Genomic DNA, 26,465 nt, shown 5'->3' with positions numbered 1-26,465 from the left:
ACCTTGAAATCCTGCTGTCAGCAGCGCCCCGCATTATGGGCCGGCTGAGGTTGAAACAGCGGATTTGCAGAATTGAACGCCCGTGATGAGCGGGTGGAATGGTTGAAAAACTTTCCAAGAGGATTTTGAAATGGCAGCAATTACTGCAGCGCTGGTCAAAGAACTGCGCGAGCGTACCGGCGAAGGCATGATGGATTGCAAAAAGGCCCTGGAAAAGGCCGGCGGCGACATCGAAAAAGCCATTGACGACATGCGTGCCTCGGGCGCCATCAAGGCCGCCAAAAAGGCTGGCAACGTCGCTGCGGAAGGCGCGATCGCCGTCAAGACCGACGGTAAATCCGCCGTCCTGCTGGAAGTCAACTCGCAGACCGACTTCCTGGCCCTGCAAGACGACTTCAAGAACTTCGTCGCTGAAAGCCTTGAAGAAGCTTTCGCCCAGAAGCTGACCGACGCCGCTCCGCTGATCGCCTCGCGCGAAGCCGCTCGTGAAGCCCTGGTCGCCAAGTGCGGCGAGAACGTCAACATCCGTCGCCTGGTGCGCGTTGAGGGTGACGTTGTCGGTGCTTACCTGCACGGTAACAAGATCGGTGCTGTTGTCGTCCTCAAAGGCGGCGACGTCGAGCTGGCCAAGAACATTGGCATGCACGTTGCAGCTTCGAACCCAGAGTTCCTCGATGCGTCGGAAATCTCCGCCGAGGCCATCGAGCGCGAGAAGAACGTCTTCCTGCAGCTGAACGCTGACAAGATCGCCGGCAAGCCGGAAAACATCGTTGAGAACATGATCAACGGCCGCATCACCAAGTTCAAGGCAGAAGCCTCGCTGAAAGAGCAAGCCTTCGTCATGAACCCAGAAGTCAAAGTCGGCGAGCTGGCCAAGAAAGCCGGTGCTGAAATCGTTTCCTTCACCTACTTCAAGGTAGGCGAAGGCATCGAGAAGCCGGTCGACGACTTCGCTGCTGAAGTTGCCGCTCAGGTAGCTGCCGCCAAGCAGTAAGACAGGCTCGTCTGTCGCCCCAAAGAGGCTGCCCGCTCACGCGCGCAGCCTCTTTGTCAAAGCGGGAGCGGTTTTCAAAGCCGTTGCTCGCTGACGCAGTCGCTGCGTCACGTTAGAGTTACAGGCAGGCTCAAGCGCAAGCAGCCCGCCAGAATTTTACAAACGCCGCAGGAGAGATTCGCAATGGCTCAGCAGGGCAGTGGTTATCAGGCTCGCTATAAACGCATTCTACTCAAACTTAGCGGCGAGGCCCTGATGGGCTCGGAAGAGTTCGGGATCGACCCCAAGGTCCTGGATCGCATGGCCCTGGAAGTCGGCCAGTTGGTCGGCATCGGTGTCCAGGTCGGCCTGGTGATCGGCGGTGGCAACCTGTTCCGTGGTGCGGCGCTCAGTGCAGCCGGCATGGACCGTGTTACCGGTGACCACATGGGTATGCTGGCGACGGTGATGAACGGCCTGGCCATGCGCGACGCGCTGGAGCGGGCGAACATTACCGCTATCGTCATGTCGGCCATTTCCATGGTGGGTGTGACCGATCACTATGACCGCCGCAAAGCCATGCGCCACCTGAACGCCAAAGAAGTCGTAATCTTCGCTGCCGGTACTGGCAACCCGTTCTTCACCACCGACTCCGCCGCGTGCCTGCGTGCCATCGAAATCGATGCCGACGTGGTATTGAAGGCAACCAAGGTCGATGGTGTATACACTGCAGATCCATTCAAGGACCCGCATGCCGAGAAGTTCGATCATCTGACCTACGATGAAGTGCTGGATCGCAAGCTGGGTGTAATGGATCTCACGGCAATCTGCCTTTGCCGCGACCACAAGATGCCGCTGCGCGTCTTCAACATGAACAAACCCGGCGCCTTGCTGAACATCGTGCATGGCGGCGCGGAAGGAACTCTGATCGAGGAAGTTCAAAAATGATCAACGACATCAAGAAAGACGCTCAGGACCGCATGGGCAAGTCTATCGAGGCTTTGGGCCGCCACCTGGCGTCCATTCGCACCGGTCGCGCCCACCCAAGCATCCTGGACAGCGTCAAGGTCACGGCGTGGGGCAGCGAAATGCCGCTGAACCAGGTCGCTGCAATCACTGTTGAAGATGCGCGCACCCTGAAAATCGTCGCCCACGACAAGAACCTCAGCGCTGCCATCGAGAAGGCCATCCTGACTTCCGACCTGGGCCTGAACCCGTCCAGCGCCGGCACCACCATCCGTGTACCGATGCCGGCCCTGACCGAGGAAACCCGCAAGGGTTACACCAAGCAGGCCAGCGGCGTTGCCGAAGATGCCAAGGTTGCGGTGCGCAACGTGCGTCGTGATGCCCTGGCCGACCTGAAGAAGCTGACCAAGGACAAGGAAATCAGCGAAGACGAAGAGCGTCGTGCGGCTGACGAGATCCAGAAGCTGACCGACAAGTTCGTCGCCGAGATCGACGCTGCGTTCAAAGCCAAGGAAAAGGACCTGTTGGCCGTCTAAGGCCGAGGTTTTTTAATGGAAAAGACCAAGCTGGCGGCACCGTCTTCGGTGCCGCGACACGTCGCGATCATCATGGATGGCAATAATCGCTGGGCGAAGAAGCGCCTGTTGCCCGGCGTAGCCGGGCATAAGGCCGGCGTCGATGCCGTACGTGCGGTTATCGAGGTCTGCGCCAAGTCCGGTGTCGAGGTGCTGACGCTGTTCGCCTTCTCCAGTGAGAACTGGCAGCGCCCTGCCGAGGAAGTGGGGGCGTTGATGGAGCTGTTCTTCTCGGCGCTGCGCCGCGAGGCCAAACGCCTGAACGAGAACAATATCAGCCTGCGCATCATCGGCGACCGTTCGCGGTTCCATCCAGAGCTGCAGGCCGCCATGCGCGAGGCCGAGGCGCAGACCGCCGGCAATAACCGTTTCATCCTGCAGATCGCCGCCAACTACGGCGGGCAGTGGGATATCGCCCAGGCCGCCCAGCGGCTGGCGCGTGAGGTTCAGGCCGGTCATCTGCGTCCGGACGACATTACGCCCGGGCTTTTGCAAACCTGCCTGGCGACGGGCGACCTGCCGTTGCCGGACCTGTGCATCCGCACGGGTGGCGAGCACCGCATCAGCAACTTCCTGCTGTGGCAGTTGGCTTACGCCGAACTGTATTTCTCCGACCTGTACTGGCCGGACTTCAAACACGAGGCCATGCGCAATGCCCTGGCCGATTTCGCTTCGCGCCAGCGCCGCTTCGGTAAGACCAGCGAGCAGGTCGAGGCTGGAGCTCGTGCTTAATGCTTAAACAACGCATCATTACCGCGCTGATCCTGCTGCCGGTCGCGCTGGGTGGTTTCTTCCTGCTCAACGGCGGGGATTTCGCTCTGTTCATCGGCTTCGTGGTGACCCTGGCGGCCTGGGAATGGGCGCGCCTGGCCGGGTTGATGGCCCAGCCGCTGCGCATTGCCTATGCCGCTGTCGTCGCTGGTGCGCTGATGCTGCTCTACCTGATGCCTGACCTGGCGCCCTGGGTGCTGGGTGCGTCGGTCATCTGGTGGGGCATGGCCACCTGGTTGGTACTGACCTATCCGCGAAGCAGTGAGCTGTGGGTCAGTGCTGCCTGTCGTCTGCTGATCGGTCTGCTGATCCTGCTACCTGCCTGGCAAGGGCTGGTGTTGCTCAAGCATTGGCCGCTGGGTAACTGGCTTATTCTCTCGGTCATGGTGCTGGTGTGGGCGGCCGATATCGGCGCTTACTTCTCGGGCCGTGCTTTCGGCAAGCGCAAGCTGGCCGCGCAAGTCAGCCCGGGCAAAAGCTGGGAAGGCGTCTATGGTGGCCTGGCGGTCAGCCTGGTGATTACGCTGGCGGTCGGCATAACTCGCGATTGGGGTGTCGGCCAGATTCTGCTGGGGCTCCTGGGGGCTGCGCTGGTGGTCATGGCATCGGTGATTGGTGACCTGACCGAGAGCATGTTCAAGCGCCGCTCCGGGATCAAGGACAGCAGCAACCTGCTGCCCGGCCATGGCGGGGTGCTTGACCGCATCGACAGCCTGACTGCCGCCATCCCGGTGTTCGCAGTGTTGCTGTGGGCTGCCGAATGGGGTGTGATGTGACAGCGCTACAGCGTATTACCGTGCTGGGCGCCACCGGCTCCATCGGCCTCAGTACCCTGGATGTGATCGCCCGCCATCCCGAGCGCTACCAGGTATTTGCATTGAGCGGCTATTCGCGCATCGATCAACTGCTGGCCCTGTGCGTGCTGCATCGCCCGGCCTATGCAGTGGTGCCGAACGGCGAAGCAGCTGTGCGCTTGCGCGAAGGCCTGGCAGCTGCGGGCTGCGCCACCGAGGTGCTGGAAGGGGAGGCGGGCCTGTGCGAGGTCGCTGCCGCCCCGGAAGTGGATGCGGTGATGGCGGCCATCGTCGGCGCTGCGGGCTTGCGCCCAACGCTGGCCGCCGTCGAGGCGGGCAAGAAGGTGCTGTTGGCCAACAAAGAGGCGCTGGTGATGTCCGGCGCGCTGTTCATGGAAGCTGTGCGACGCAGTGGTGCAGTGCTGCTGCCGATCGACAGCGAGCACAATGCCATCTTCCAGTGCCTGCCGGGTGACTATGACCGGGGGCTTAGCCAGGTGGGGGTGCGCCGAATTCTATTGACTGCCTCGGGCGGGCCGTTTCGCCAGACCCCTCAGGCCGAGCTGGCCGATGTCACGCCAGAGCAGGCGTGTGCCCACCCGAACTGGTCCATGGGGCGCAAGATTTCCGTGGACTCGGCGAGCATGATGAACAAGGGCCTGGAGCTTATCGAGGCCTGCTGGTTGTTCGATGCGGCGCCAAGCCAGGTCGAAGTGGTGGTGCACCCGCAGAGCGTGATCCATTCCCTGGTGGACTACGTAGACGGTTCGGTGCTGGCCCAGTTGGGTAACCCGGACATGCGCACGCCCATTGCCAATGCCCTGGCCTGGCCAGAGCGGATCGATTCTGGTGTGGCCCCGCTGGACCTGTTCGCCATCGCTCGCCTTGATTTCCAGGCTCCCGACGAGCTGCGCTTTCCCTGCCTGCGCCTGGCACGGCAGGCTGCGGAGGCGGGCAATAGCGCGCCAGCGGTGCTCAATGCGGCCAACGAAGTTGCCGTGGATGCATTTCTTGAGCGGCGTATCCGCTTCCCGGAGATCGCGAGTATGATCGAACAGGTGTTGGCCCAGGAACCTGTGGTGCCTGTGCCTTCGCTGGAGGCGGTGTTTGCAGCCGATCAGCGCGCCCGAGAGTTGTCCCGCGAGTGGTTGAGGCGCCACGGCCGCTGATGCTGCCCGGCCCAGAGGATGTGCGAAAAGTCGTTCCGCTGAACGTCATTCGGAGAAAGACATGACTGCGCTGTACATGATTATCGGCACCCTGGTGGCCTTGGGTGTACTGGTCACTTTCCACGAATTCGGCCACTTCTGGGTGGCTCGGCGTTGCGGGGTCAAGGTGCTGCGCTTTTCCGTGGGCTTCGGCCCCGGGCTATTGCGCTGGCATGACCGCCACGGTACCGAGTTCGTGGTGGCGGCCATTCCTTTGGGCGGTTACGTCAAGATGCTCGACGAGCGTGAAGGCGAAGTGCCGCCAGCGCTGGCCGACCAGTCCTTCAATCGCAAATCGGTTCGCCAGCGCATCGCCATCGTCGCCGCAGGCCCCATTGCCAACTTCCTGCTGGCCATCGTTTTCTTCTGGTTGCTGGCGATGCTCGGTACCCAGCAGATCCGCCCGGTCATCGGTGCGGTAGAGCCTGGCAGCCTGGCTGCATCGGCTGGCCTGGTTGCCGGCCAGGAAATTGTTTCCATCGATGGCAAGGCGACCAGTGGTTGGTCGGCCGTCAACCTGCAGCTGGTGCGTCGCCTGGGCGAAAGCGGAACATTGCAGGTCGGTGTACGCGATGAGGGCGCCAGCGCCGAGCGTCAGTTGCAGGTCAAGCTCGATAGCTGGCTCAAGGGTGCAGACGAGCCTGACCCGATTCAGTCGCTCGGGCTGCGGCCATGGCGGCCGGTCGTGGCGCCCGTGCTGGCCGAGATCGATCCAAAAGGTCCAGCGGCAGCTGCCGGCCTGAAAACCGGCGACAGGCTGCTGAGTCTCGATGGGGTGGCCTTGAGTGACTGGCAGCAGGTTGTCGATAGCGTACGCGCGCGCCCTGAAGCCAAGGTCGTGGTGCGTGTCGAGCGCGACGGTGCGGCGCTGGATGTGCCGGTAACCTTGGCTCGAAAAGGTGAGGGCGCCGCTGCCGCAGGGTACCTGGGCGCCGGGGTGAAAGGCGGCGAATGGCCTGCCGGCATGCTTCGTGAGGTCAGCTACGGTCCGCTGGACGCGGTAGGCGAGGGCCTTTCCCGGACGTGGAACATGAGCGTCCTGACCCTCGAATCACTGAAGAAAATGCTGTTCGGTGAGCTCTCGGTAAAAAACTTGAGCGGACCGATAACCATTGCTAAAGTGGCGGGCGCTTCAGCCCAGTCCGGCGTGGGGGATTTCTTGAACTTCCTCGCCTACCTGAGCATTAGCCTGGGGGTTCTTAACCTGCTGCCCATTCCAGTGCTGGATGGGGGGCATTTGCTGTTTTACCTGGTCGAGTGGGCGCGCGGTCGTCCATTGTCGGATCGGGTTCAAGGTTGGGGGGTCCAGATCGGTATCAGTTTGGTCATAGGGGTGATGTTGCTCGCCCTGATCAACGATCTGGGTCGACTATAAAAGCTTCGCATTGCAAACCTGCCGCCAATTGCGGCAGGTTGTTTATTGCCAGTTGGAATAAAAGGACTTCATGAAACGTCTGCTGCTAACTGCGGTCCTCTCCGCATTGATGATCGCTGAAGTTCACGCCGAGTCCTTCACCATCTCCGATATTCGTGTCAACGGCCTGCAGCGGGTATCCGCCGGCAGCGTTTTCGGTGCCTTGCCCCTGAACGTGGGCGATCAGGCCGATGACCGGCGCCTGGTGGAGTCGACCCGGTCGCTGTTCAAGACCGGCTTCTTCCAGGACATTCAGCTGAACCGCGACGGCGATGTCCTGATCATCAACGTGGTCGAGCGCCCGTCGGTGTCGAGCATCGAGATCGAAGGCAACAAGGCGATCAGCACCGAAGACCTGATGAAGGGCCTGAAACAGTCGGGCCTGGCCGAAGGCGAGATCTTCCAGCGTGCCACCCTCGAAGGCGTGCGTAACGAGCTGCAGCGCCAGTACGTGGCCCAGGGCCGCTACTCGGCCGAGGTCGACGCCGAGGTGGTGCCGCAGCCGCGCAACCGGGTTGCCCTGAAGATCAAGATCAACGAAGGCACCGTCGCTGCCATCCAGCACATCAACGTCGTTGGCAACACCGTGTTCGACGATGAAGAGCTGTCGCAGCTGTTCGAGCTCAAGACCACCAACTGGCTGTCGTTCTTCAAGAACGACGACAAGTACGCCCGCGAAAAGCTTTCCGGTGACCTGGAGCGCCTGCGTTCCTACTACCTGGACCGCGGCTACATCAACATGGACATCGCTTCCACCCAGGTGTCGATCACCCCGGACAAGAAGCACGTCTATATCACCGTCAACGTCAACGAAGGCGAGAAGTACACCGTTCGCGACGTGAAGCTGTCGGGTGACCTGAAGGTGCCGGAAGACCAGGTCAAGTCGCTGCTGCTGGTGCAGCCGGGCCAGGTATTCTCGCGCAAGGTGATGACCACCACGTCCGAGCTGATCACCCGCCGCCTGGGTAACGAAGGCTACACGTTCGCCAACGTCAACGGCGTGCCACAGCCCAATGACGAAGACCACACCGTCGACATCATGTTCGTGGTCGACCCGGGCAAGCGTGCCTACGTCAACCGCATCAACTACCGCGGCAACACCAAGACCGAAGACGAAGTGCTGCGCCGCGAAATGCGCCAGATGGAAGGCGGCTGGGCCTCGACCTACCTGATCGACCAGTCCAAGACCCGTCTGGAGCGCCTGGGTTTCTTCAAGGAAGTCAACGTCGAGACCCCGCCAGTGCCGGGTACCGACGATCAGGTCGACGTCAACTACAGCGTCGAAGAGCAGGCGTCCGGCTCGATCACTGCCAGCGTGGGCTTCGCCCAGAGCGCCGGCCTGATCCTGGGCGGTTCGATCAGCCAGACCAACTTCCTCGGTACGGGTAACAAGGTTTCCATCGGGTTGACCCGCTCGGAATACCAGACCCGCTACAACTTCGGTTTCGTTGACCCCTACTTCACTGCTGACGGTGTGAGCCTGGGTTACAACGCGTTCTATCGCAGCACCGACTACGACGACCTCGACGTTGACGTGGCCAGCTATGCGGTCGACAGCCTGGGTGCCGGTGTGAGCCTGGGCTACCCGATCAGCGAAACCTCGCGCCTGACCTACGGCCTCAGCGTGCAGCAGGACAAGATCAAGACCGGTCGCTATACCGTTGACGAGATCTTCGACTTCCTCGATGAAGAGGGTGATAACTTCCTGAACTTCAAGGCGTCAATCGGCTGGTCCGAGTCGACCCTGAACAAAGGCGTGCTGGCGACCCGTGGTCACTCCCAGAGCCTGACCCTGGAATCGACCATTCCAGGCAGCGACCTGTCGTTCTACAAGCTTGATTACCGCGGCCAGCTGTTCAAGCCGATCAACAACGAGTACACCCTGCGCCTGCACACCGAATTGGGCTATGGTGATGGTTTCGGTGGCACTTCGGGCCTGCCGTTCTACGAGAACTACTATGCGGGTGGCTTCAACTCCGTTCGCGGCTTCAAGGACAGCAGCCTGGGCCCACGCAGTACGCCCAGCAGAGGTTTAGCTAGCAAGCCGGGCACTGAGTTTGACCCGGACCAAGACCCGCTGCCGTTCGGTGGCAACGTCCTGGTGCAGGGTGGCGTAGAGCTGCTGTTCCCGCTGCCGTTCGTGAAGGACCAGCGCTCGCTGCGCACCTCCGTGTTCTGGGATGTGGGTAACGTGTTCGACACCAATTGCGGTTCCAAGCCTGACTGCGCCAAGGTCGGTTTCTCGGACATGGCCAGCTCCGTTGGTTTGGGTGTGACCTGGATCACCGCATTGGGCCCGTTGAGCTTCAGCCTGGCGATGCCGGTCAAGAAGCCGGACGATGCCGACACCCAGGTGTTCCAATTCTCTCTGGGCCAGACCTTCTAAGGTCGGCCCTTGCTTAACGACAACGGTTTATCCAGGAGTGCATCGTGCGTAAGTTGACTCAACTGGCCATACTGGCCGCGGCGCTGGTCGCCACCCCGGCTTTCGCCGAAATGAAGGTTGCCGTGCTGAACTATCAGATGGCGTTGCTTGAATCCGATGCCGCCAAGAAGTACGCGGTGGATGCCGAGAAGAAGTTCGGCCCGCAGCTGACCAAGCTCAAGACCCTGGAAAGCAGTGCCAAAGGCATTCAGGACCGCTTGATCAAGGGCGGCGACAAGTTGGCCCAGCCAGAGCGCGAGCGCCTGGAGCTTGAGTTCAAGCAAAAGGCACGTGACTTCCAGTTCCAGTCCAAGGAGCTGAATGAAGCCAAAGCGGTCGCTGACCGCGACATGCTCAAGCAGCTCAAGCCCAAGCTCGACGGCGCTGTCGAAGAAGTGATCAAGAAAGGCGGTTACGACCTGGTCCTCGAGCGTGGCGCGGTCATTGATGTCAAGCCTCAGTACGACATCACCCGCCAAGTCATCGAGCGCATGAACCAAGCCCGTTGATATGACCGTGACCATGACGCTCGGCCAGTTGGCCGAGGCCCTCGGGGCCACTCTCAAAGGCTCCGAGGCGCTACAGATCACCGGGCTGGCCACCTTGCAGGAGGCCGGCCCCGGTCAGTTGAGCTTTCTCGCCAACAAGCAGTACCGCAAGTACCTGGATAACTGTCAGGCAGCAGCGGTATTGCTGCAGGCTGCAGATGCCGAAGGCTTCGCCGGCAATGCGCTGATCGTGGCGGACCCGTACCTGGCCTACGCGCGCATTTCCCACCTGTTCGATCCCAAACCCAAGGCTGTAGCGGGAATTCATCCCAGCGCCGTGGTCGCCGAGGATGCACAGGTGGATGCCAGTGCCAGTATCGGGCCGTTCGTGGTCATCGAGAGCGGCGCCCGCATTGGCGCGAACGTCAGTATCGGTGCGCATTGCGTGATCGGTGCCCGGTGTGTGGTCGGTGAGGGTGGCTGGTTGGCACCGCGGGTCACGCTGTATCACGACGTGACCATTGGCAAGCGCGTGGTCATCCAGTCTGGTGCGGTGATCGGTGGCGAGGGCTTCGGCTTTGCCAACGAGAAGGGCGTATGGCGCAAGATCGCCCAGATCGGCGGTGTCACCCTGGGTGATGACGTCGAAATCGGCGTGAACACTGCGGTGGACAGGGGCGCATTGTCCGACACGCGGATCGCTGACGGCGTCAAGCTCGACAACCAGATCCAGATCGCCCACAACGTGCAGATCGGCGAGCACACGGCCATGGCTGCCTGCGTCGGGATTTCCGGCAGCACGCGCATTGGCAAGCACTGCACCATCGCTGGCGGCGTCGGCATGGTGGGCCACATCGATGTGTGCGACAACGTATTCGTTTCCGGGATGACCATGGTCACTCGTTCGATCACCGAACCGGGCGCCTATTCTTCCGGTACTGCCATGCAGCCACTGGCTGACTGGCGCAAGAGCGCTGCGCGTATCCGCCAACTGGATGACATGTCCAAACGTCTCCAGCAGCTGGAAAAACGTGTCGATACCGTGACCTCAGGTGGCCAGCCGACATCAGAAGGCTGATACCATTTCCTGAGCAAGAGTGAACAGTCGCTAGCTGGCTCCTCTTTGGATTGCAAAAGGAGCGTGTGGTCAGCACCTGCGCTCCCTATTCTTATTACAGGCTTCCCCCCGAAATGATGGACATCAACGAGATTCGCGAATACCTGCCTCACCGTTACCCGTTCCTGTTGGTGGATCGTGTAACGGATCTGGACTTCGAGGCCCAGAGCATTCGTGCCTACAAGAATGTCAGCATCAATGAGCCGTTCTTCAACGGGCATTTCCCGGAGCACCCGGTGATGCCAGGCGTGCTGATCATCGAAGCCATGGCACAGGCTGCAGGCATTCTCGGTTTCAAGATGCTCGATGCCAAGCCGGCCGACGGCACGCTCTATTACTTCGTTGGTTCCGACAAGCTGCGTTTCCGTCAGCCCGTCCTGCCGGGCGACCAGTTGGTGCTGGAGGCCAAGTTCATCGGCCGTAAGAAGACCATCTGGAAGTTCGAGTGCCGGGCACTGGTCGATGGCAAGCCAGTGTGCTCGGCTGAGATCACCTGTGCGGAACGTGAGCTATGAATTCGATTGATCCACGGGCGATCATCGATCCGTCGGCCAAACTGGCCGATGGCGTCGAGGTCGGCCCGTGGTCGATCGTTGGCCCTGATGTTGAAATCGGGGAGGGTACCGTCATTGGTCCTCACGTGGTGCTCAAAGGTCCGACCCGGATCGGCAAGCACAACCGCATCTACCAGTTTTCCTCGATCGGCGAAGACACCCCGGACCTGAAGTACAAAGGTGAACCGACGCGCCTGGTGATCGGTGATCACAACGTGATTCGCGAGGGTGTGACCATTCACCGTGGCACGGTTCAGGATCGCGCTGAAACCACGCTGGGTGACCACAACCTGATCATGGCCTACGCCCATATCGGCCATGACAGTGTGATCGGAAACCATTGCATCCTGGTCAACAACACTGCGCTGGCCGGGCATGTTCATGTGGGTGACTGGGCGATCCTCTCCGGGTTCACCCTGGTGCACCAGTACTGCCACATCGGCGCGCATGCCTTCTCCGGCATGGGCACGGCAATCGGCAAGGACGTTCCGGCATTCGTCACGGTATTCGGCAGCCCCGCCGAAGCCCGCAGCATGAACTTCGAAGGCATGCGCCGTCGCGGTTTCAGCGACGAGGTCATCCATGCCCTGCGTCGTTCCTACAAGATCGTCTACCGCCAGGGCCTGACCGTTGAAGAAGCGGTCAAGGAGCTGGATGAGCTGGCCGGCAAACACCCACAGGTCGACTTGTTCCGTCAGTCGATCGTGAACTCTGCTCGCGGCATTACCCGCTGACATGGCGCAACTTTGCGTAGCCCTGGTCGCGGGTGAGGCCAGCGGCGATATTCTGGGTTCCGGTCTGATGCGCGCCTTGAAGGCGCGTCATCCCCAGGTGCGGTTCATCGGTGTTGGCGGTCCGCTGATGGAAGCCGAGGGTATGCAGTCGTATTTCCCGATGGAGCGTCTGGCGGTCATGGGCCTGGTCGAGGTGCTGGGGCGCCTGCGCGAGCTGCTCAAGCGGCGCAAGGCACTGATCCACACCCTCATCGCTGAAAAGCCCGATGTGTTCATTGGCATCGATGCACCTGATTTCACCCTCAATATCGAACTGAAGCTGCGCCAGGCGGGTATCAAGACCGTGCATTACGTCAGCCCTTCGGTCTGGGCATGGCGGCAGAAGCGCGTGCTGAAGATTCGTGAAGGTTGCGATCTGATGCTGACGCTGCTGCCCTTCGAAGCACGCTTCTATGAAGAACAGGGCGTGCCGGTAAGGTTCGTCGGCCATCCCTTGGCCGATACCATACCGTTGGCTGCGGATCGGCAGGCTGCACGCGGGGCGCTGGGGCTCGATGCAGGGCCGGTGGTTGCCCTGATGCCCGGTAGCCGTGGCGGGGAAGTCGGGCGCCTGGGGGCGTTGTTCCTGGATGCGGCGCAGCGCCTGCGCGAGCTGATACCCGGCGTGCAGTTTGTATTGCCGTGCGCCAATGGCGCGCGGCGCGCACAGCTCGAACAGATGCTGGAAGGTCGCGATTTGCCTCTGACGCTGCTCGATGGCCAGTCGCATCAGGCGCTCGCTGCCTGTGATGCGGTGCTGATCGCCTCGGGTACCGCCACCCTGGAGGCCATGCTGTACAAGCGCCCCATGGTCGTTGCCTATCGCCTCGCGCCATTGACCTACTGGATTCTCAAGCGTCTGGTGAAAAGCCCCTACGTGTCTTTGCCCAACTTGCTCGCCCAGCGCGAGTTGGTCCCCGAGTTGCTGCAGGATGCCGCCACCAGCGAGGCCCTGGCACAAACCCTGGCCCCCCTGGTGGCCGATGGCAGGCAGCAGACCGAGCGCTTCGACGAGATTCACCGCACCCTGCGCCGCGACGCCTCCAACCAGGCGGCTGACGCGGTGCTGGCTTTGCTCAAGGACCGCTGACATGCAGATAGGACTGGATTTCAACCTGGTCGAGGACCTGGTTGCCGGCGTCGACGAAGTCGGGCGCGGCCCACTGTGCGGCGCCGTTGTCACAGCGGCGGTGATTCTTGACCCGGCGCGGCCGATCCTCGGCCTCAACGATTCGAAGAAACTCACCGAAGCCAAGCGCGAAGCGCTGTTCGACGAGATCTGTGCGAAAGCCCTGAGTTTTTGCATTGCCCGCGCCGAAGTGGAGGAAATCGACCGCCTCAATATTCTGCAAGCGACCATGCTGGCCATGCAGCGTGCGGTCGAAGGCCTGAGCGTTACTCCCAGGCTCGCTCTGATCGACGGTAACCGCTGCCCCAAGCTGTCGGTGCCGGCTGCTCCGGTCATCAAGGGCGATAGCCAAGTGCCGGCCATCGCTGCAGCGTCGATCCTGGCCAAAGTGACCCGCGATCGGGAGATGAGCGCATTCGAGCTGATTTATCCGGGGTACGGGATTGGCGGGCACAAGGGCTACCCGACGCCGGTACATCTGCAAGCCCTGGCCCGCCTCGGGCCCACCCCCATCCATCGGCGTTCCTTTGCGCCGGTACGGGCCGCTTGGGAAGCCCGTGAAGGCATTACCGATTCTCTGATCTAGCCTGTTGGGGACGCCTTGCGTCCCCAACCCCCCCTCGCTTTTACGCTACAATCCCGCCTTTGTCGTTCAGCACTGCTACAGGATCTTCCATGTCGGTTCCCTTCGTTCACCTGCGCGTCCACTCCGAATTCTCGCTGGTCGACGGCCTGGTGCGGATCAAACCGCTGGCCAAGGCGCTGGCCGGGATGAACATGCCCGCGGTGGCGATCACCGACCAGAGCAACATGTGTGCGCTGGTGAAGTTCTACAAGACCGCCATGGGCGCGGGCATCAAGCCGATCTGCGGTGCTGACCTGTGGCTGGCCGGTGTCGACCCTGAAGCGCCGCTGTCGCGTATCTGCTTCCTGGCGATGAACCCCAAGGGTTACCGCAACCTTACCGAGCTGATCTCCCGAGGCTGGACTGACGGCCAACGCAATGGCCTGGTGATTCTTCAGCGTGAATGGGTCGCCTCGGCCAGCGAAGGCCTGATTGCCCTGTCTGCTGGCAAGGAGGGCGATATCGGTATGGCGCTGATGGCCGGCCGTGCCACTGAGGCCGAGGCGCTGCTACACGACTGGATGGGCATGTTCCCCGAGCGGTTTTACGTCGAGGTGCAGCGCACCAATCGTGCCGGTGACGAAGAGTACGTGCACGCTGCAGTGGCCCTGGCCGACAAGGTCGGCGCGCCGCTGGTGGCCACCAATGATGTGCGCTTTATCAAGCAATCGGACTTCGACGCCCACGAAAGCCGGGTGTGCATCGGTGAAGGCTGGACCCTGGACGACCCGCGTCGCCCGCGCATGTACAGCGACCAGCAGTACCTCAAAAGCGCGGATGAAATGGCCGAGCTGTTCAGCGACCTGCCCGACGCCATCGCCAACACCGTCGAGATCGCCAAGCGCTGCAACATACAGGTACAGCTGGGCAAGTACTTCCTGCCGGATTTCCCCACGCCCAATGGCATGGGCATCGACGACTACTTGCGCCATGTCTCGCACGAAGGCCTGGAGGAGCGCCTGGCAGTGCTCTGGCCCAAGGAGACCACGCCCAATTACGAAGAGAAGCGCCAGGTCTATCTGGACCGCCTGAAATTCGAACTGGACATCATCATCCAGATGGGTTTCCCCGGTTACTTCCTGATCGTTATGGACTTCATCAAGTGGGCCAAGAACAACGGCGTGCCGGTAGGCCCTGGCCGTGGTTCGGGTGCCGGCTCGCTGGTGGCCTACGTACTGAAGATCACCGACCTCGATCCTCTGGCCTATGACCTGCTGTTCGAACGTTTCCTGAACCCTGAACGTGTTTCCATGCCCGACTTCGACGTCGACTTCTGCATGGATGGCCGGGACCGGGTGATCGACTACGTGGCCGACGCCTACGGGCGCAACGCGGTCAGCCAGATCATCACCTTCGGGACCATGGCCGCCAAGGCGGTGGTACGCGACGTGGCGCGGGTGCAAGGCAAGTCCTATGGCCTGGCTGACCGTCTGTCGAAGATGATCCCGTTCGAAGTGGGCATGACCCTGGAGAAGGCCTACGAGCAGGAAGAGATCCTGCGCGACTTCCTCAAGGGCGACGAAGACGCCCGCGAAATCTGGGAAATGGCGCTCAAGCTCGAAGGTGTCACCCGTGGTACCGGCAAGCACGCCGGTGGTGTGGTCATCGCCCCGACCAAGCTCACCGATTTTTCGCCGATCGCCTGTGACGAAGAGGGCGGCGGCCTGGTGACCCAGTTCGACAAGGACGATGTCGAGGCCGCCGGCCTGGTCAAGTTCGACTTCCTTGGCCTGCGTACCCTGACCATCATCAAGTGGGCCATGGAGACGATCAACCGCGAGCAGGCCAAGAACAACCTGCCCGACGTCAACATCGACTTCATCCCGCTGGACGATCGCAAGACCTACGAGTTGCTGCAGAAGGCCGAAACCACGGCGGTGTTCCAGCTCGAGTCGCGGGGCATGAAAGAGCTGATCAAAAAGCTCAAGCCTGACTGCCTGGAAGACCTCATCGCACTGGTGGCGTTGTTCCGCCCAGGCCCCCTGCAATCGGGCATGGTGGACGACTTCATCAACCGCAAGCACGGCCGCGCCGAACTTGCCTACCCACACTCGGACTACCAGTACGAAGGCCTCAAGCCTGTTCTTGCGCCGACCTACGGCATCATCCTGTATCAGGAGCAGGTGATGCAGATTGCGCAGGTCATGGCGGGGTACACCCTGGGCGGCGCCGACATGCTGCGCCGTGCCATGGGTAAGAAAAAGCCTGAAGAAATGGCCAAGCAGCGCGGCGGTTTCATCGAGGGTTGTGTGGCCAACAACATCGATGCAGACCTCGCCGGCAACATCTTCGACCTGGTGGAAAAGTTCGCCGGTTACGGCTTCAACAAGTCCCACTCGGCGGCCTACGGCCTGGTGTCTTACCAGACCGCCTGGCTCAAGACTCATTACCCGGCGCCGTTCATGGCCGCGGTGTTGTCAGCGGACATGCACAACACCGACAAAGTGGTGGTGCTGATCGAAGAAGTGCGCAGCATGAAGCTGCGCCTCGATGCCCCGGACGTGAATGCCTCGGAGTTCAAGTTCACGGTCAATGACGACGGCCGCATCATCTATGGCCTTGGCGCTATCAAAGGCGTGGGTGAAGGCCCGGTGGAGGCGATTGTCGAGGCACGCGCCCAGGGTGGCCCGTTCAAGGATCTGTTCGACTTCTGTGAGCGGGTCGACCTCAAGCGGGTGAACAAACGTACACTCGATGCGCTGATCCGCAGTGGCGCACTGGATCGGCTGGGCCCGCACTTCCATGATGAGATCAAGGCGTACCACGCCAGTATCGACATCAATCGCGCGACCTTGCTGTCGGCCCTCGAAGAGGCGATCAAGGCTGCAGAGCAGACCGCACGCACCGCTGATAGCGGCCACGTGGACCTGTTCGGCGGGCTGTTCGTCGAGGCGGACTCCGATGTCTACGCCAACCACCGCAAGGTGCGTGAACTGACGCTCAAGGAGCGCCTGAAGGGCGAGAAGGATACCCTTGGCGTGTACCTCACCGGCCACCCGATCGATGAGTATGAAGGGGAAATCCGCCGGTTCGCCCGCCAGCGCATCATCGACCTGAAACCCTCCCGCGAAACGCAGACGATCGCCGGGATGATAATTGCGATGCGGGTGATGAAGAACAAGAAGGGCGACAAGATGGGGTTTGTCACCCTCGATGACCGCTCCGGGCGCATCGAAGCCTCATTGTTCGCCGATGCCTTCATGGGCGCTCAGGCGTTGTTGCAGAACGATGCCATGGTCGTGGTCGAGGGTGAGGTCAGCAACGACGACTTCTCCGGTGGCCTGCGCCTGCGCGTCAAGCAGGTGATGACCATGGAAGATGCCCGTACCAAGCTTGCCGAGAGCCTGCGGCTGAAGATCACCCACGATGCCCTCAAGGGCGACCGCCTGAACTGGCTGGGCGAGCTGATCACCCGCCATCGCGGTGGTTGCCCGATCACCCTCGAGTACACCGGCAGCGACGCCAAGGCGATGCTGCAGTTCGGCGACCAGTGGTCGATCGACCCGGCCGATGGCTTGATTCAGGCGCTGCGTGACCAGTTCGGGCGTGAGAACGTCTTCCTGCAATATCGTTGAACCGACGAAATTTAATCTCGACCTGAATGCGCCTGATCCCTTAAGGTAGGGCGCCAAACGGATCAACCGGCCGGCCGCCTGGCCGTAGACCCAAGACGGATGACTATGAACCCGAATTTTCTCGATTTCGAACAGCCGATTGCCGACCTGCAAGCCAAGATCGAAGGGCTGCGTTTGGTGGGTAACGACAACTCGCTGAACATCAGCGATGAAATTGCCCGTCTGCAAGACAAGAGCAACACTCTGACCGAAAGCATCTTCGGCAACCTGACCAGCTGGCAGATCGCCCGCCTGGCCCGTCACCCGCGTCGTCCGTACACGCTGGACTACCTGGAGCACATCTTCACCGAGTTCGAAGAGCTGCACGGCGACCGTCACTTCTCCGACGATGCCGCCATCGTCGGTGGTACCGCGCGCCTGGATGGCCGGCCGGTCATGGTCATCGGCCACCAGAAGGGCCGTGAAGTGCGCGAAAAGGTTCGCCGCAACTTCGGCATGCCGCGCCCTGAAGGCTACCGCAAGGCTTGCCGCCTGATGGAAATGGCCGAACGCTTCAAGATGCCGATCCTGACCTTCATCGACACCCCGGGTGCATACCCAGGCATCGACGCGGAAGAACGCAACCAGAGCGAAGCGATCGCCTGGAACCTGCGTGTCATGGCGCGCCTGAAGACGCCGATCATCGCCACCGTCATCGGTGAAGGTGGTTCCGGCGGTGCACTGGCCATCGGTGTGTGCGACCAGCTGAACATGCTGCAGTACTCCACCTACTCGGTGATCTCGCCGGAGGGTTGCGCCTCGATCCTGTGGAAAACCGCCGACAAGGCCGCCGACGCTGCCGAGGCCATGGGCATCACCGCCGAGCGCCTGAAAAGCCTGAACATCGTCGACAAGGTCATCGAGGAACCGCTGGGCGGTGCCCACCGTGACCCGGCGCAGATGTCCGAAAGCATTCGCGCTGACCTGGTTCAGCAGCTGGACATGCTCGGCAAGCTCGATAACGACACGCTGCTGGCCCGTCGTTATGAGCGCCTGATGAGCTACGGCCTCTGATGCACCACTGGGGGCGCCAAGCGCCCCCACGCTTTCAAGTCGCGTGAGGCGCCAATGATCAACCTCACCCCTTGGCTCAATGCCCCTGCCTGGTACATCGCTTTCTCCGGTGGCCTCGACTCCACGGTCCTTCTGCACTGGCTGGCCGACTACGCCAGCATCCATGCAACGCCTCCGCTCCATGCCATCCACATTCACCACGGCCTGCAACCCGCCGCCGATGCCTGGCCAAGCCATTGCACCGCAGTGTGCGAACGGCTCGGGATCGAACTCACCGTCATCCACGTTCAGGTCGCTGCCGAGGCGAGCCTGGAGCAGGCTGCGCGCGATGCTCGGTATGCGGCATTCGAGACCGTGCTCGGCGCGGGCGACGTTCTTTTCACGGGGCAGCACTGTGATGACCAGGCCGAAACCTTGCTGTTCCGGCTTCTGCGTGGTGCCGGCCTGCGTGGTCTGGCGGCGATGCCGCAACAGCGTCCGTTGGGGCGCGGCCACCTGGTCAGGCCGCTGCTCAACGTTTCACGTGTGCAGTTGCATGACTATGCACAAAGCCATGGGCTGATCTGGGCCGAAGACCCGTCCAACGCAGACAGGGCCTTTGCCCGCAATTTCTTGCGCGCTGAGGTGTTCCCGCTACTGCAGCAGCGTTGGCCGCAGGCCAGCCAGGCCCTGGCTCGCACCGCCGGGCACCTGGGGGAGGCGCTCGGGCTGCTCGATGAACTGGCCCAGGCTGACCTGGCCGTGGCCCAGGAGGGCGCGCCGGCCATGTGGTCTGCGGTGGACTCCCTTGACCTTGCGAGCCTGGCGGCGCTGTCGCCGGCCCGTCAGCGCAACGCCCTGCAGTATTGGTTGAGCTTGCGTACCCGTTTGCCCGACACCCGGCATTGGGCCGGTTGGGCGGCTCTGCGTGATGCGGCAATCGATGCCCAACCTGCCTGGCAGCTGACCGATGGCAAACTCGAGCGCAGCCATGGACGGATCTGGTGGTTGTCTGGCGACTGGCTGCAGCCTGTGTGCGGAACGCTGCGCTGGGACAAGCCCGGTAGCCCGTTGCCATTGCCCGGGAACGGCAGCGTCAGCCTGCAGGGCGCCCCGGAAGGCGATTTGCGCATCGCCTATCGCCAGGGCGGGGAAGTGCTGGACATACCAGGCCGTGGCAAGCGCGACCTCAAGCGCCTGCTCAACGAAACGCACGTCCCGCACTTCGTGCGACCGCGCCTGCCATTGCTGTATCGTGGCGAGCGCTTGCTGGCAGTGGCCAATCTGCCGCGACTGGCGCAGGCCGATTGCCAGCTTCACTGGCAGCCTCCGACGAACGCGCAAGGTTTGAGCTGAAGGGTACATTCCGGTAGACTACCCTCCCTTCTTGATACAACTTCTGTGCGTTCCTCGGAAACACGGCAGTTGCCGATTACCACGCAGTTTTTTGCTGGGCTGATTCTGGAAATGACGAGCGAACTCCATGCCGGGGATGACCCTGGTCTGTACAGGCGCGGCAGTTTTTCGAGATGCACTGTGATTGACGCAGGTGATCGGGGGCTTCGGCCTTCCTTCGCTTTCTCCGGCGGCGCTGGCCGCCTTAACGCAGACTTCTAGGGTTTTTCATGACGCGCTACATATTCGTCACGGGCGGTGTTGTTTCTTCATTGGGGAAAGGCATTGCCTCGGCTTCCCTGGCGGCCATCCTGGAAGCGCGGGGGCTAAAGGTCACCATGCTCAAGCTGGATCCGTACATCAACGTCGATCCTGGCACCATGAGTCCGTTCCAGCACGGTGAAGTATTCGTCACCCACGACGGCGCCGAGACCGACCTCGACCTGGGCCACTACGAGCGGTTCATCCGCACGACCATGACCCAGAACAACAACTTCACCACCGGCCGCATCTACGAGCACGTGCTGCGCAAAGAGCGTCGTGGTGATTACCTTGGCGCGACCATCCAGGTCATCCCGCATATCACCGACGAGATCAAGCGCCGCATCATCAAGGGCGCCGGCGATGCCGACGTGGCCCTGGTGGAAATCGGTGGCACCGTGGGCGACATCGAGTCGCAACCGTTCCTCGAGGCGATCCGCCAGTTGCGCTTCGAAGTCGGCGCCAAGCGCGCGATGCTGATGCACCTGACGCTGGTGCCGTACATCGCCACCGCTGGTGAGACCAAGACCAAGCCGACTCAGCACTCGGTCAAGGAGCTGCGCTCCATCGGCCTGCAGCCTGATGTACTGGTCTGCCGCTCCGACCACCCGATCGACAGCTCGTCGCGCCGCAAGATCGCCCAGTTCACCAACGTTGAAGAGCGTGCGGTGATTGCCCTTGAAGACGCCGACACCATCTACAAGATCCCAGGCATTCTGCATGCCCAGGGCCTGGATGATTTCGTCGTCGAGCGCTTCGGCCTGCAGTGCAGCAGCGCCGACCTGTCCGAGTGGGACAAGGTGGTCGACGCCAAGCTCAACCCTGAGCACGAAGTGACCATCGCCATGGTCGGCAAATACATGGAGCTGCTGGACGCGTACAAGTCGCTGATCGAAGCGATGAGCCACGCCGGCATCACCAACCGCACCAAGGTCAACCTGCGCTACATCGATTCCGAAGATATCGAGAACCAGGGCACCAGCCTGCTCGAAGGCGCAGACGCCATCCTGGTACCGGGCGGTTTCGGCCTGCGTGGCGTGGAAGGCAAGATCACCGCGGTGCAGTATGCCCGTGAGAACAAGGTGCCGTACCTGGGTATCTGCCTGGGCATGCAGGTTGCCGTGATCGAGTTCGCCCGTAACGTGATGGGCTGGCAAGACGCCAACTCCACCGAGTTCGATCGCAACAGCGGCCACCCGGTCGTTGGCTTGATCACCGAGTGGGCCGATGCCACCGGCGCCGTCGAGACCCGTACCGAAGCCTCCGACCTGGGTGGCACCATGCGCCTGGGCGCGCAGGATTGCCAACTGGCAGCCGGCTCCAAGGTACATGACTGCTATGGCAAGGACGTGATCACCGAGCGCCATCGCCACCGTTACGAAGTGAACAACAACCTGCTGCCGCAACTGGTCGATGCCGGCCTGGTGGTCTCGGGTCGTTCCGAAGACGGTGCGCTGGTTGAAGTGGTCGAGTCCAAGGACCACCCGTGGTTCGTCGCCTGCCAGTTCCACCCGGAGTTCACCTCGACTCCGCGTGATGGCCACCCGCTGTTCAGTGGCTTCGTCAAGGCTGCCCTGGCACAGAAGAACAAGGCCTGAGCCCAGGCTGGGTGAGTTTTCCGACGGTATAAACCGCGCAACGCTCATTTCTCGGGTAAAGTACCGTCCGTTCTGCCCCTGACCCACAGGTCAGGGGCTGCTTCTGCCAGGCCTGCCTGCTGCATTTACGCCTGGTGCAAGGCAAGAATTTCCTAAAGCTGCGTTGTTTTCGTCAATTCTGGAGTGCTTACAACAATGGCAAAAATCGTCGACATCAAAGGTCGTGAAGTTCTCGATTCGCGTGGCAACCCCACCGTGGAAGCCGATGTACTGCTCGACAACGGCATCATCGGCAGCGCTTGCGCGCCGTCCGGTGCTTCCACCGGCTCGCGCGAAGCGCTGGAGCTGCGTGATGGCGACAAGAGCCGTTACATGGGCAAGGGCGTGCTGAAAGCCGTTGGCAACATCAACGGCCCGATCCGTGACCTGCTGCTGGGCAAGGACCCTTCCGACCAGAAGGCCCTGGACCGCGCCATGATCGAACTGGACGGTACCGAGAACAAGGCCAAGCTGGGCGCCAACGCCATCCTGGCGGTTTCCCTGGCTGCCGCGAAAGCTGCTGCCCAGGACCAGGACCTGCCGCTGTACGCGCACATCGCCAACCTGAACGGCACCCCAGGTCAGTACTCGATGCCGGTTCCGATGATGAACATCATCAACGGTGGCGAGCACGCCGACAACAACGTCGACATCCAGGAGTTCATGGTGCAGCCGGTTGGCGCCAAGACCTTCTCTGATGGCCTGCGCATGGGCACCGAGATCTTCCATCACCTCAAGGCTGTGCTCAAGGCCCGTGGCCTGAACACTGCAGTGGGTGACGAAGGTGGCTTCGCGCCGAACCTGGCTTCCAACGAAGACGCCCTGGGCGCTATCGCTGAAGCCGTGGAAAAAGCCGGTTACAAGCTGGGCACCGACGTGACCCTGGCCCTCGACTGCGCGGCCTCCGAATTCTACGAAGACGGCAAGTACAACCTGTCTGGCGAAGGCAAGTCGTTCGACGCCGAAGGCTTTGCCGATTACCTGAAAGGCCTCACCGAGCGCTTCCCGATCATCTCGATCGAAGACGGCCTGGATGAGTCCGATTGGGCGGGCTGGAAGATTCTCACCGACAAGATCGGCGAGAAGGTCCAGCTTGTCGGTGACGACCTGTTCGTGACCAACACCAAGATCCTCAAGGAAGGCATCGAGAAGGGCATCGGTAACTCGATCCTGATCAAGTTCAACCAGATCGGCTCGCTGACCGAAACCCTGGAAGCCATCCAGATGGCCAAGGCCGCTGGCTACACCGCCGTGATCTCGCACCGCTCCGGTGAAACCGAAGACTCGACCATTGCCGACCTGGCTGTGGGTACCGCCGCTGGCCAGATCAAGACTGGCTCGCTGTGCCGTTCCGACCGCGTCTCCAAGTACAACCAGCTGCTGCGCATCGAAGAACAACTGGGCGCCAAAGCGGTTTACCGCGGTCGCGCCGAGTTTCGCGGCTAAGCAAGAGATGGTAAAAAGACAGCAGCCGAAGCTGTCGGAACTTTCATACTGAAATTTCTGACACATGATGCGGGTTTCTGTCGACGAAGCCTGGCCTCGGCCAGGCTTCGTGCTATTTGAGGTCTGCCTTTTCGCGGCGGTCTTTTTAACCTGGATACCTTGATGCGCAGTCCCTATTGGTTGTTCCTTGTCCTGCTCCTGCTGCTTGGTGGCCTGCAGTACCGCCTGTGGGTGGGTAACGGCAGCCTGGCGCAAGTGGCTGAGCTCAAGCAGCAGATCGACGAGCAGCATGCCGAAAACGAGCGGCTGCTGGAGCGTAATCGCGTGCTCTATGCCGAGGTCCTGGAATTGAAAAAAGGTATGGAGACCGTTGAAGAACGGGCTCGTCACGAACTGGGGATGGTCAAAGAGGGTGAAACCCTCTTCCAGCTGCCGCAAAAATGATCGAAACCCTACCGGCCTTCTGGGCCGTGATTCCTGCTGCGGGTGTAGGTGCCCGCATGGCTGCCGACCGCCCGAAGCAGTATTTGCAATTGGGCGGGCAGACCGTTCTCGAGCATAGCCTCGACTGTTTTCTTGGCCATCCGACGCTCAAGGGCGTGGTGGTCAGCATTGCTGCAGATGATCCTTACTGGCCTGGCTTGCGCTGCGCCAGCGATCCTCGCATCCAGCGTGCGCCAGGTGGGCGTGAGCGTGCCGACTCGGTGCTCAACGCGTTGTTGCTGTTGCATGCCCAAGGTGCGCCGGACACTGACTGGGTGCTGGTGCACGATGCGGCGCGGCCAAACCTGGCACGCACCGATCTCGACCGTCTGCTGTCGCAGTTGGCGGATGACCCTGTTGGCGGGCTGCTGGCGGTGCCTGCGCGTGACACGCTAAAGCGCGCCGATGTCGATGGCCGGGTCAGTGCGACCGTGGATCGCAGTACCATCTGGCAGGCCTTCACGCCTCAGATGTTCCGTCTTGGTGCTTTGCACCGAGCGTTGGCCGAGTGCCTGGTGTCCGATGTGGTGGTCACCGATGAAGCTTCGGCCATCGAGTGGTCCGGCCAGGCGCCGCGGCTGGTCGAGGGGCGCAGCGACAACATCAAGGTGACCCGCCCGGAAGACCTGGAGTGGCTCCGCCAGCGGTGGGCGGGGCGGCGTTGAGATTACCGGGCCGCAAAGCGGCCCCGGCAAACTGTCAGACCGTTCGGTACTCCGGCATCCCCGCTAACCCTTCCTTGAGATAGTCCACCAGCCGCCGGACCTTGGGCGACAGGTGGCGCTGCTGCGGATACAGCGCCCACACCGCCGTATTGGGCGGCTGATGCGCCTCCAGTAACGACACCAGCGCGCCGCTGTTGAGGTGTTCCAGCACGTAGTAATCCGGCAACTGGCACAGCCCCATCCCCAGCAAAGCGGCATCCAGCACCGCCTGGCCACTGTTGCACCGCCAGTTGCCCTGCACCCGCTGGCTGATCTCGCGGCCGTCCTGTTGCAGCGCCCACAGGTCCGAGCTGCCCACCAGGCAGTTGTGCCGGGCCAATTCCGAAAGGCTGTGCGGACGGCCGTAGCGTTCAAGGTAGGCGGGTGAAGCGCACAGATACATGCGCCGAGGCGCCAGGCGCGTCGCCACCAACCTTGAATCGGCAAGGCGTCCCAGACGAATCGCCAGGTCCATGCCTTCGTGCAGCAGGTCCAGCGTGCGGTTGCTCAACTCCACCTCGACCCGCAACTGTGGATACAGCGTCATGAAGCGCGTCACCAGCGGCACGATGAAGCGCTCGCCATAAGCCACCGCGCAGGTCATGCGCAGTAGCCCCTTGGGTTCGCTGGCCAGATCGCCTACGGCACGCAGCGCTTCTTCACGGCCATCCTGCAGGCGTTGGCAATGTTGCAGGAATGTCTGCCCGGCTTCACTCAGGGTCACGCGGCGCGTACTGCGATACAGCAGGCGCGTTTGCAGGCGCTCCTCCAGGCGGGCGATTTGCCGGCTTATATGCGACGACGATACGCCCATGCGTTCGGCTGCAGCCGTGAATTGGCCCAATTCGGCCACCGCTACGAATTCATCGATGCCCTCCCAGCGGCTGGTCATGGATTGTCCCTATACAGCAATAATGTTTTGTCTTGGCCACGATTATTCATCAAAACAAGCTGAATTACACTGCCTGCCTGAACTGACCCTTTGTCTGGAGAACGTTGATGATCAAGTCCCGTGCCGCTGTAGCCTTCGAGGCTAAAAAACCGCTGGAAATCGTCGAGGTGGACGTAGCCATGCCCAAGGCTGGCGAAGTGCTTCTGCGCGTGGTCGCCAGCGGCGTTTGCCACACCGATGCCTATACCCTGTCGGGTGCCGACCCGGAAGGTATCTTCCCGTCGATTCTGGGCCATGAAGGTGGCGCGATCGTCGAGGCGGTAGGTGAGGGCGTCACCTCCGTGGCGGTCGGCGATCACGTGATCCCGCTGTATACCCCAGAGTGTGGTCAGTGCAAATTCTGCCGCTCGGGCAAGACCAACCTGTGCCAGGCCATACGGGCCACCCAGGGCAAAGGACTGATGCCGGACGGCACCACCCGTTTCTCGTACAAGGGCCAGCAGCTGTTCCACTACATGGGCACCTCGACCTTCTCCGAGTACACCGTGCTGCCGGAAATTTCCGTCGCCAAGATCCAGAAGGAAGCGCCGCTGGAAAAGGTCTGCCTGCTAGGTTGCGGCGTCACCACCGGCATCGGTGCGGTGCTGAACACTGCCAAGGTCAAACCCGGTGACACCGTCGCCGTCTTCGGCCTGGGCGGCATCGGCCTTTCAGCGATCATCGGTGCGGTCAAGGCCAAGGCCTCGCGCATCATCGCCATCGACATCAACCCAGCCAAGTTCGAGATCGCTCGCCAGCTGGGTGCCACCGACTGCATCAACCCGAAAGAGTACGATCGCCCGATCCAGGAAGTGATCGTCGACCTTACCGATGGTGGCGTGGACTTTTCGTTCGAATGTATCGGCAACGTGCAACTGATGCGCGCGGCCCTGGAATGCTGCCACAAGGGTTGGGGTGAGTCGGTGATCATCGGCGTTGCCGGCGCTGGCCAGGAAATCGCCACTCGCCCGTTCCAGTTGGTGACCGGTCGCGTCTGGCGCGGGTCTGCTTTCGGTGGCGTACGCGGCCGTACCGAACTGCCAAGCTACGTGGAAATGGCCGAGAAGGGCGAGATTCCGCTGGATACCTTCATCACCCATACCATGGGCCTGGAGGATATCAACAAGGCGTTCGACCTGATGCATGAAGGCAAGAGCATCCGCAGCGTGATCCACTTCTGAGGTGAGCC

Annotated in this window: 23 protein-coding genes; 22 read left to right on the top strand and 1 reads right to left on the bottom strand. The window is 61.6% G+C overall.

Annotation, left to right across the window (positions count from 1 at the left end; translation table 11 throughout):
• Positions 1 to 130 precede the first annotated feature (130 nt).
• The 21 genes from tsf (at position 131) to ispD (ending at position 24,306) form a co-directional block, all read left to right on the top strand.
• Positions 131 to 994: a translation elongation factor Ts gene (gene tsf / locus OSW16_RS21130; RefSeq protein WP_267818228.1), complete on the top strand. Its 864-nt coding sequence runs from the start codon at positions 131 to 133 to the stop codon at positions 992 to 994.
• Between the two features lie 183 nt (positions 995 to 1,177).
• Positions 1,178 to 1,921 carry a UMP kinase gene (pyrH, locus tag OSW16_RS21125; RefSeq protein ID WP_008094912.1) on the top strand — a complete coding sequence of 248 codons (744 nt, stop codon included), beginning with the start codon at positions 1,178 to 1,180 and terminating at the stop codon, positions 1,919 to 1,921.
• The gene (frr, locus tag OSW16_RS21120; protein WP_267818224.1) at positions 1,918 to 2,475 is read left to right on the top strand and encodes a ribosome recycling factor; all 558 of its coding nucleotides are present in this window, start codon (positions 1,918 to 1,920) and stop codon (positions 2,473 to 2,475) included. The genes pyrH and frr overlap by 4 nt, the downstream gene beginning before the upstream one ends.
• A 15-nt stretch (positions 2,476 to 2,490) precedes the next feature.
• Positions 2,491 to 3,246 (top strand): polyprenyl diphosphate synthase, encoded by a 756-nt coding sequence (gene uppS, locus OSW16_RS21115; protein ID WP_241804412.1) that lies wholly within the window; start codon positions 2,491 to 2,493, stop codon positions 3,244 to 3,246.
• Positions 3,246 to 4,061: a phosphatidate cytidylyltransferase gene (locus tag OSW16_RS21110; RefSeq protein WP_267818222.1), complete on the top strand. Its 816-nt coding sequence runs from the start codon at positions 3,246 to 3,248 to the stop codon at positions 4,059 to 4,061. Before uppS ends, OSW16_RS21110 begins: the two co-directional genes overlap by 1 nt.
• Positions 4,058 to 5,248: a 1-deoxy-D-xylulose-5-phosphate reductoisomerase gene (ispC, locus tag OSW16_RS21105; RefSeq protein WP_267818219.1), complete on the top strand. Its 1,191-nt coding sequence runs from the start codon at positions 4,058 to 4,060 to the stop codon at positions 5,246 to 5,248. The genes OSW16_RS21110 and ispC overlap by 4 nt, the downstream gene beginning before the upstream one ends.
• A gap of 61 nt (positions 5,249 to 5,309) precedes the next feature.
• Positions 5,310 to 6,662, top strand: coding sequence for an RIP metalloprotease RseP (rseP, locus tag OSW16_RS21100; RefSeq protein WP_267818217.1), 1,353 nt, complete (start codon positions 5,310 to 5,312; stop codon positions 6,660 to 6,662).
• Between the two features lie 70 nt (positions 6,663 to 6,732).
• Positions 6,733 to 9,087, top strand: coding sequence for an outer membrane protein assembly factor BamA (gene bamA, locus OSW16_RS21095; protein WP_267818215.1), 2,355 nt, complete (start codon positions 6,733 to 6,735; stop codon positions 9,085 to 9,087).
• Between the two features lie 44 nt (positions 9,088 to 9,131).
• A complete protein-coding gene (locus OSW16_RS21090) occupies positions 9,132 to 9,635 on the top strand; it encodes an OmpH family outer membrane protein (protein ID WP_241804417.1) in 504 nt (167 codons plus the stop codon).
• Position 9,636: 1 nt separating this feature from the next.
• Positions 9,637 to 10,692 (top strand): UDP-3-O-(3-hydroxymyristoyl)glucosamine N-acyltransferase, encoded by a 1,056-nt coding sequence (lpxD, locus tag OSW16_RS21085; protein ID WP_241804418.1) that lies wholly within the window; start codon positions 9,637 to 9,639, stop codon positions 10,690 to 10,692.
• Positions 10,693 to 10,805: 113 nt separating this feature from the next.
• Positions 10,806 to 11,246, top strand: a complete 441-nt coding sequence (gene fabZ / locus OSW16_RS21080; RefSeq protein WP_012315891.1) for a 3-hydroxyacyl-ACP dehydratase FabZ — start codon at positions 10,806 to 10,808, stop codon at positions 11,244 to 11,246.
• Complete coding sequence (gene lpxA / locus OSW16_RS21075; RefSeq protein ID WP_267818212.1) at positions 11,243 to 12,019, top strand: acyl-ACP--UDP-N-acetylglucosamine O-acyltransferase; 777 nt, start codon at positions 11,243 to 11,245, stop codon at positions 12,017 to 12,019. Before fabZ ends, lpxA begins: the two co-directional genes overlap by 4 nt.
• A gap of 1 nt (position 12,020) precedes the next feature.
• On the top strand, positions 12,021 to 13,148 hold the full coding sequence (gene lpxB, locus OSW16_RS21070; protein WP_267818210.1) for a lipid-A-disaccharide synthase: 1,128 nt from the start codon (positions 12,021 to 12,023) through the stop codon (positions 13,146 to 13,148).
• Between the two features lies 1 nt (position 13,149).
• Positions 13,150 to 13,773: a ribonuclease HII gene (gene rnhB, locus OSW16_RS21065; protein WP_046788313.1), complete on the top strand. Its 624-nt coding sequence runs from the start codon at positions 13,150 to 13,152 to the stop codon at positions 13,771 to 13,773.
• An 89-nt stretch (positions 13,774 to 13,862) separates the two neighbouring features.
• Positions 13,863 to 17,387 carry a DNA polymerase III subunit alpha gene (gene dnaE, locus OSW16_RS21060; protein WP_267818209.1) on the top strand — a complete coding sequence of 1,175 codons (3,525 nt, stop codon included), beginning with the start codon at positions 13,863 to 13,865 and terminating at the stop codon, positions 17,385 to 17,387.
• 105 nt (positions 17,388 to 17,492) lie between these two features.
• Positions 17,493 to 18,440, top strand: a complete 948-nt coding sequence (gene accA / locus OSW16_RS21055; protein WP_241804423.1) for an acetyl-CoA carboxylase carboxyl transferase subunit alpha — start codon at positions 17,493 to 17,495, stop codon at positions 18,438 to 18,440.
• A 54-nt stretch (positions 18,441 to 18,494) separates the two neighbouring features.
• Positions 18,495 to 19,775, top strand: coding sequence for a tRNA lysidine(34) synthetase TilS (gene tilS / locus OSW16_RS21050; protein ID WP_267818206.1), 1,281 nt, complete (start codon positions 18,495 to 18,497; stop codon positions 19,773 to 19,775).
• A gap of 269 nt (positions 19,776 to 20,044) precedes the next feature.
• A complete protein-coding gene (locus OSW16_RS21045; RefSeq protein ID WP_241804425.1) occupies positions 20,045 to 21,673 on the top strand; it encodes a CTP synthase in 1,629 nt (542 codons plus the stop codon).
• Between the two features lie 195 nt (positions 21,674 to 21,868).
• The gene (gene eno / locus OSW16_RS21040; protein WP_012315883.1) at positions 21,869 to 23,158 is read left to right on the top strand and encodes a phosphopyruvate hydratase; all 1,290 of its coding nucleotides are present in this window, start codon (positions 21,869 to 21,871) and stop codon (positions 23,156 to 23,158) included.
• 162 nt (positions 23,159 to 23,320) lie between these two features.
• Positions 23,321 to 23,602: a cell division protein FtsB gene (gene ftsB, locus OSW16_RS21035; protein WP_012315882.1), complete on the top strand. Its 282-nt coding sequence runs from the start codon at positions 23,321 to 23,323 to the stop codon at positions 23,600 to 23,602.
• Positions 23,599 to 24,306 (top strand): 2-C-methyl-D-erythritol 4-phosphate cytidylyltransferase, encoded by a 708-nt coding sequence (gene ispD, locus OSW16_RS21030; protein ID WP_267818202.1) that lies wholly within the window; start codon positions 23,599 to 23,601, stop codon positions 24,304 to 24,306. Before ftsB ends, ispD begins: the two co-directional genes overlap by 4 nt.
• A gap of 34 nt (positions 24,307 to 24,340) precedes the next feature.
• On the opposite strand, the gene OSW16_RS21025 is transcribed toward ispD, so the two are convergent.
• A complete protein-coding gene (locus OSW16_RS21025; protein WP_267818200.1) occupies positions 24,341 to 25,237 on the bottom strand; it encodes a LysR substrate-binding domain-containing protein in 897 nt (298 codons plus the stop codon).
• Positions 25,238 to 25,344: 107 nt separating this feature from the next.
• On the opposite strand from OSW16_RS21025, the gene OSW16_RS21020 reads away from it, so the two are divergent.
• Positions 25,345 to 26,457, top strand: coding sequence for an S-(hydroxymethyl)glutathione dehydrogenase/class III alcohol dehydrogenase (locus OSW16_RS21020; RefSeq protein ID WP_241804428.1), 1,113 nt, complete (start codon positions 25,345 to 25,347; stop codon positions 26,455 to 26,457).
• Positions 26,458 to 26,465: the final 8 nt, after the last annotated feature.

This window comes from Pseudomonas putida (assembly GCF_026625125.1).
Taxonomy (GTDB): domain Bacteria; phylum Pseudomonadota; class Gammaproteobacteria; order Pseudomonadales; family Pseudomonadaceae; genus Aquipseudomonas; species Aquipseudomonas putida_X.
The sequence above is the reverse complement of the archived record's forward strand: the minus strand, read 5'-3'. Positions and strand labels throughout refer to the sequence as shown.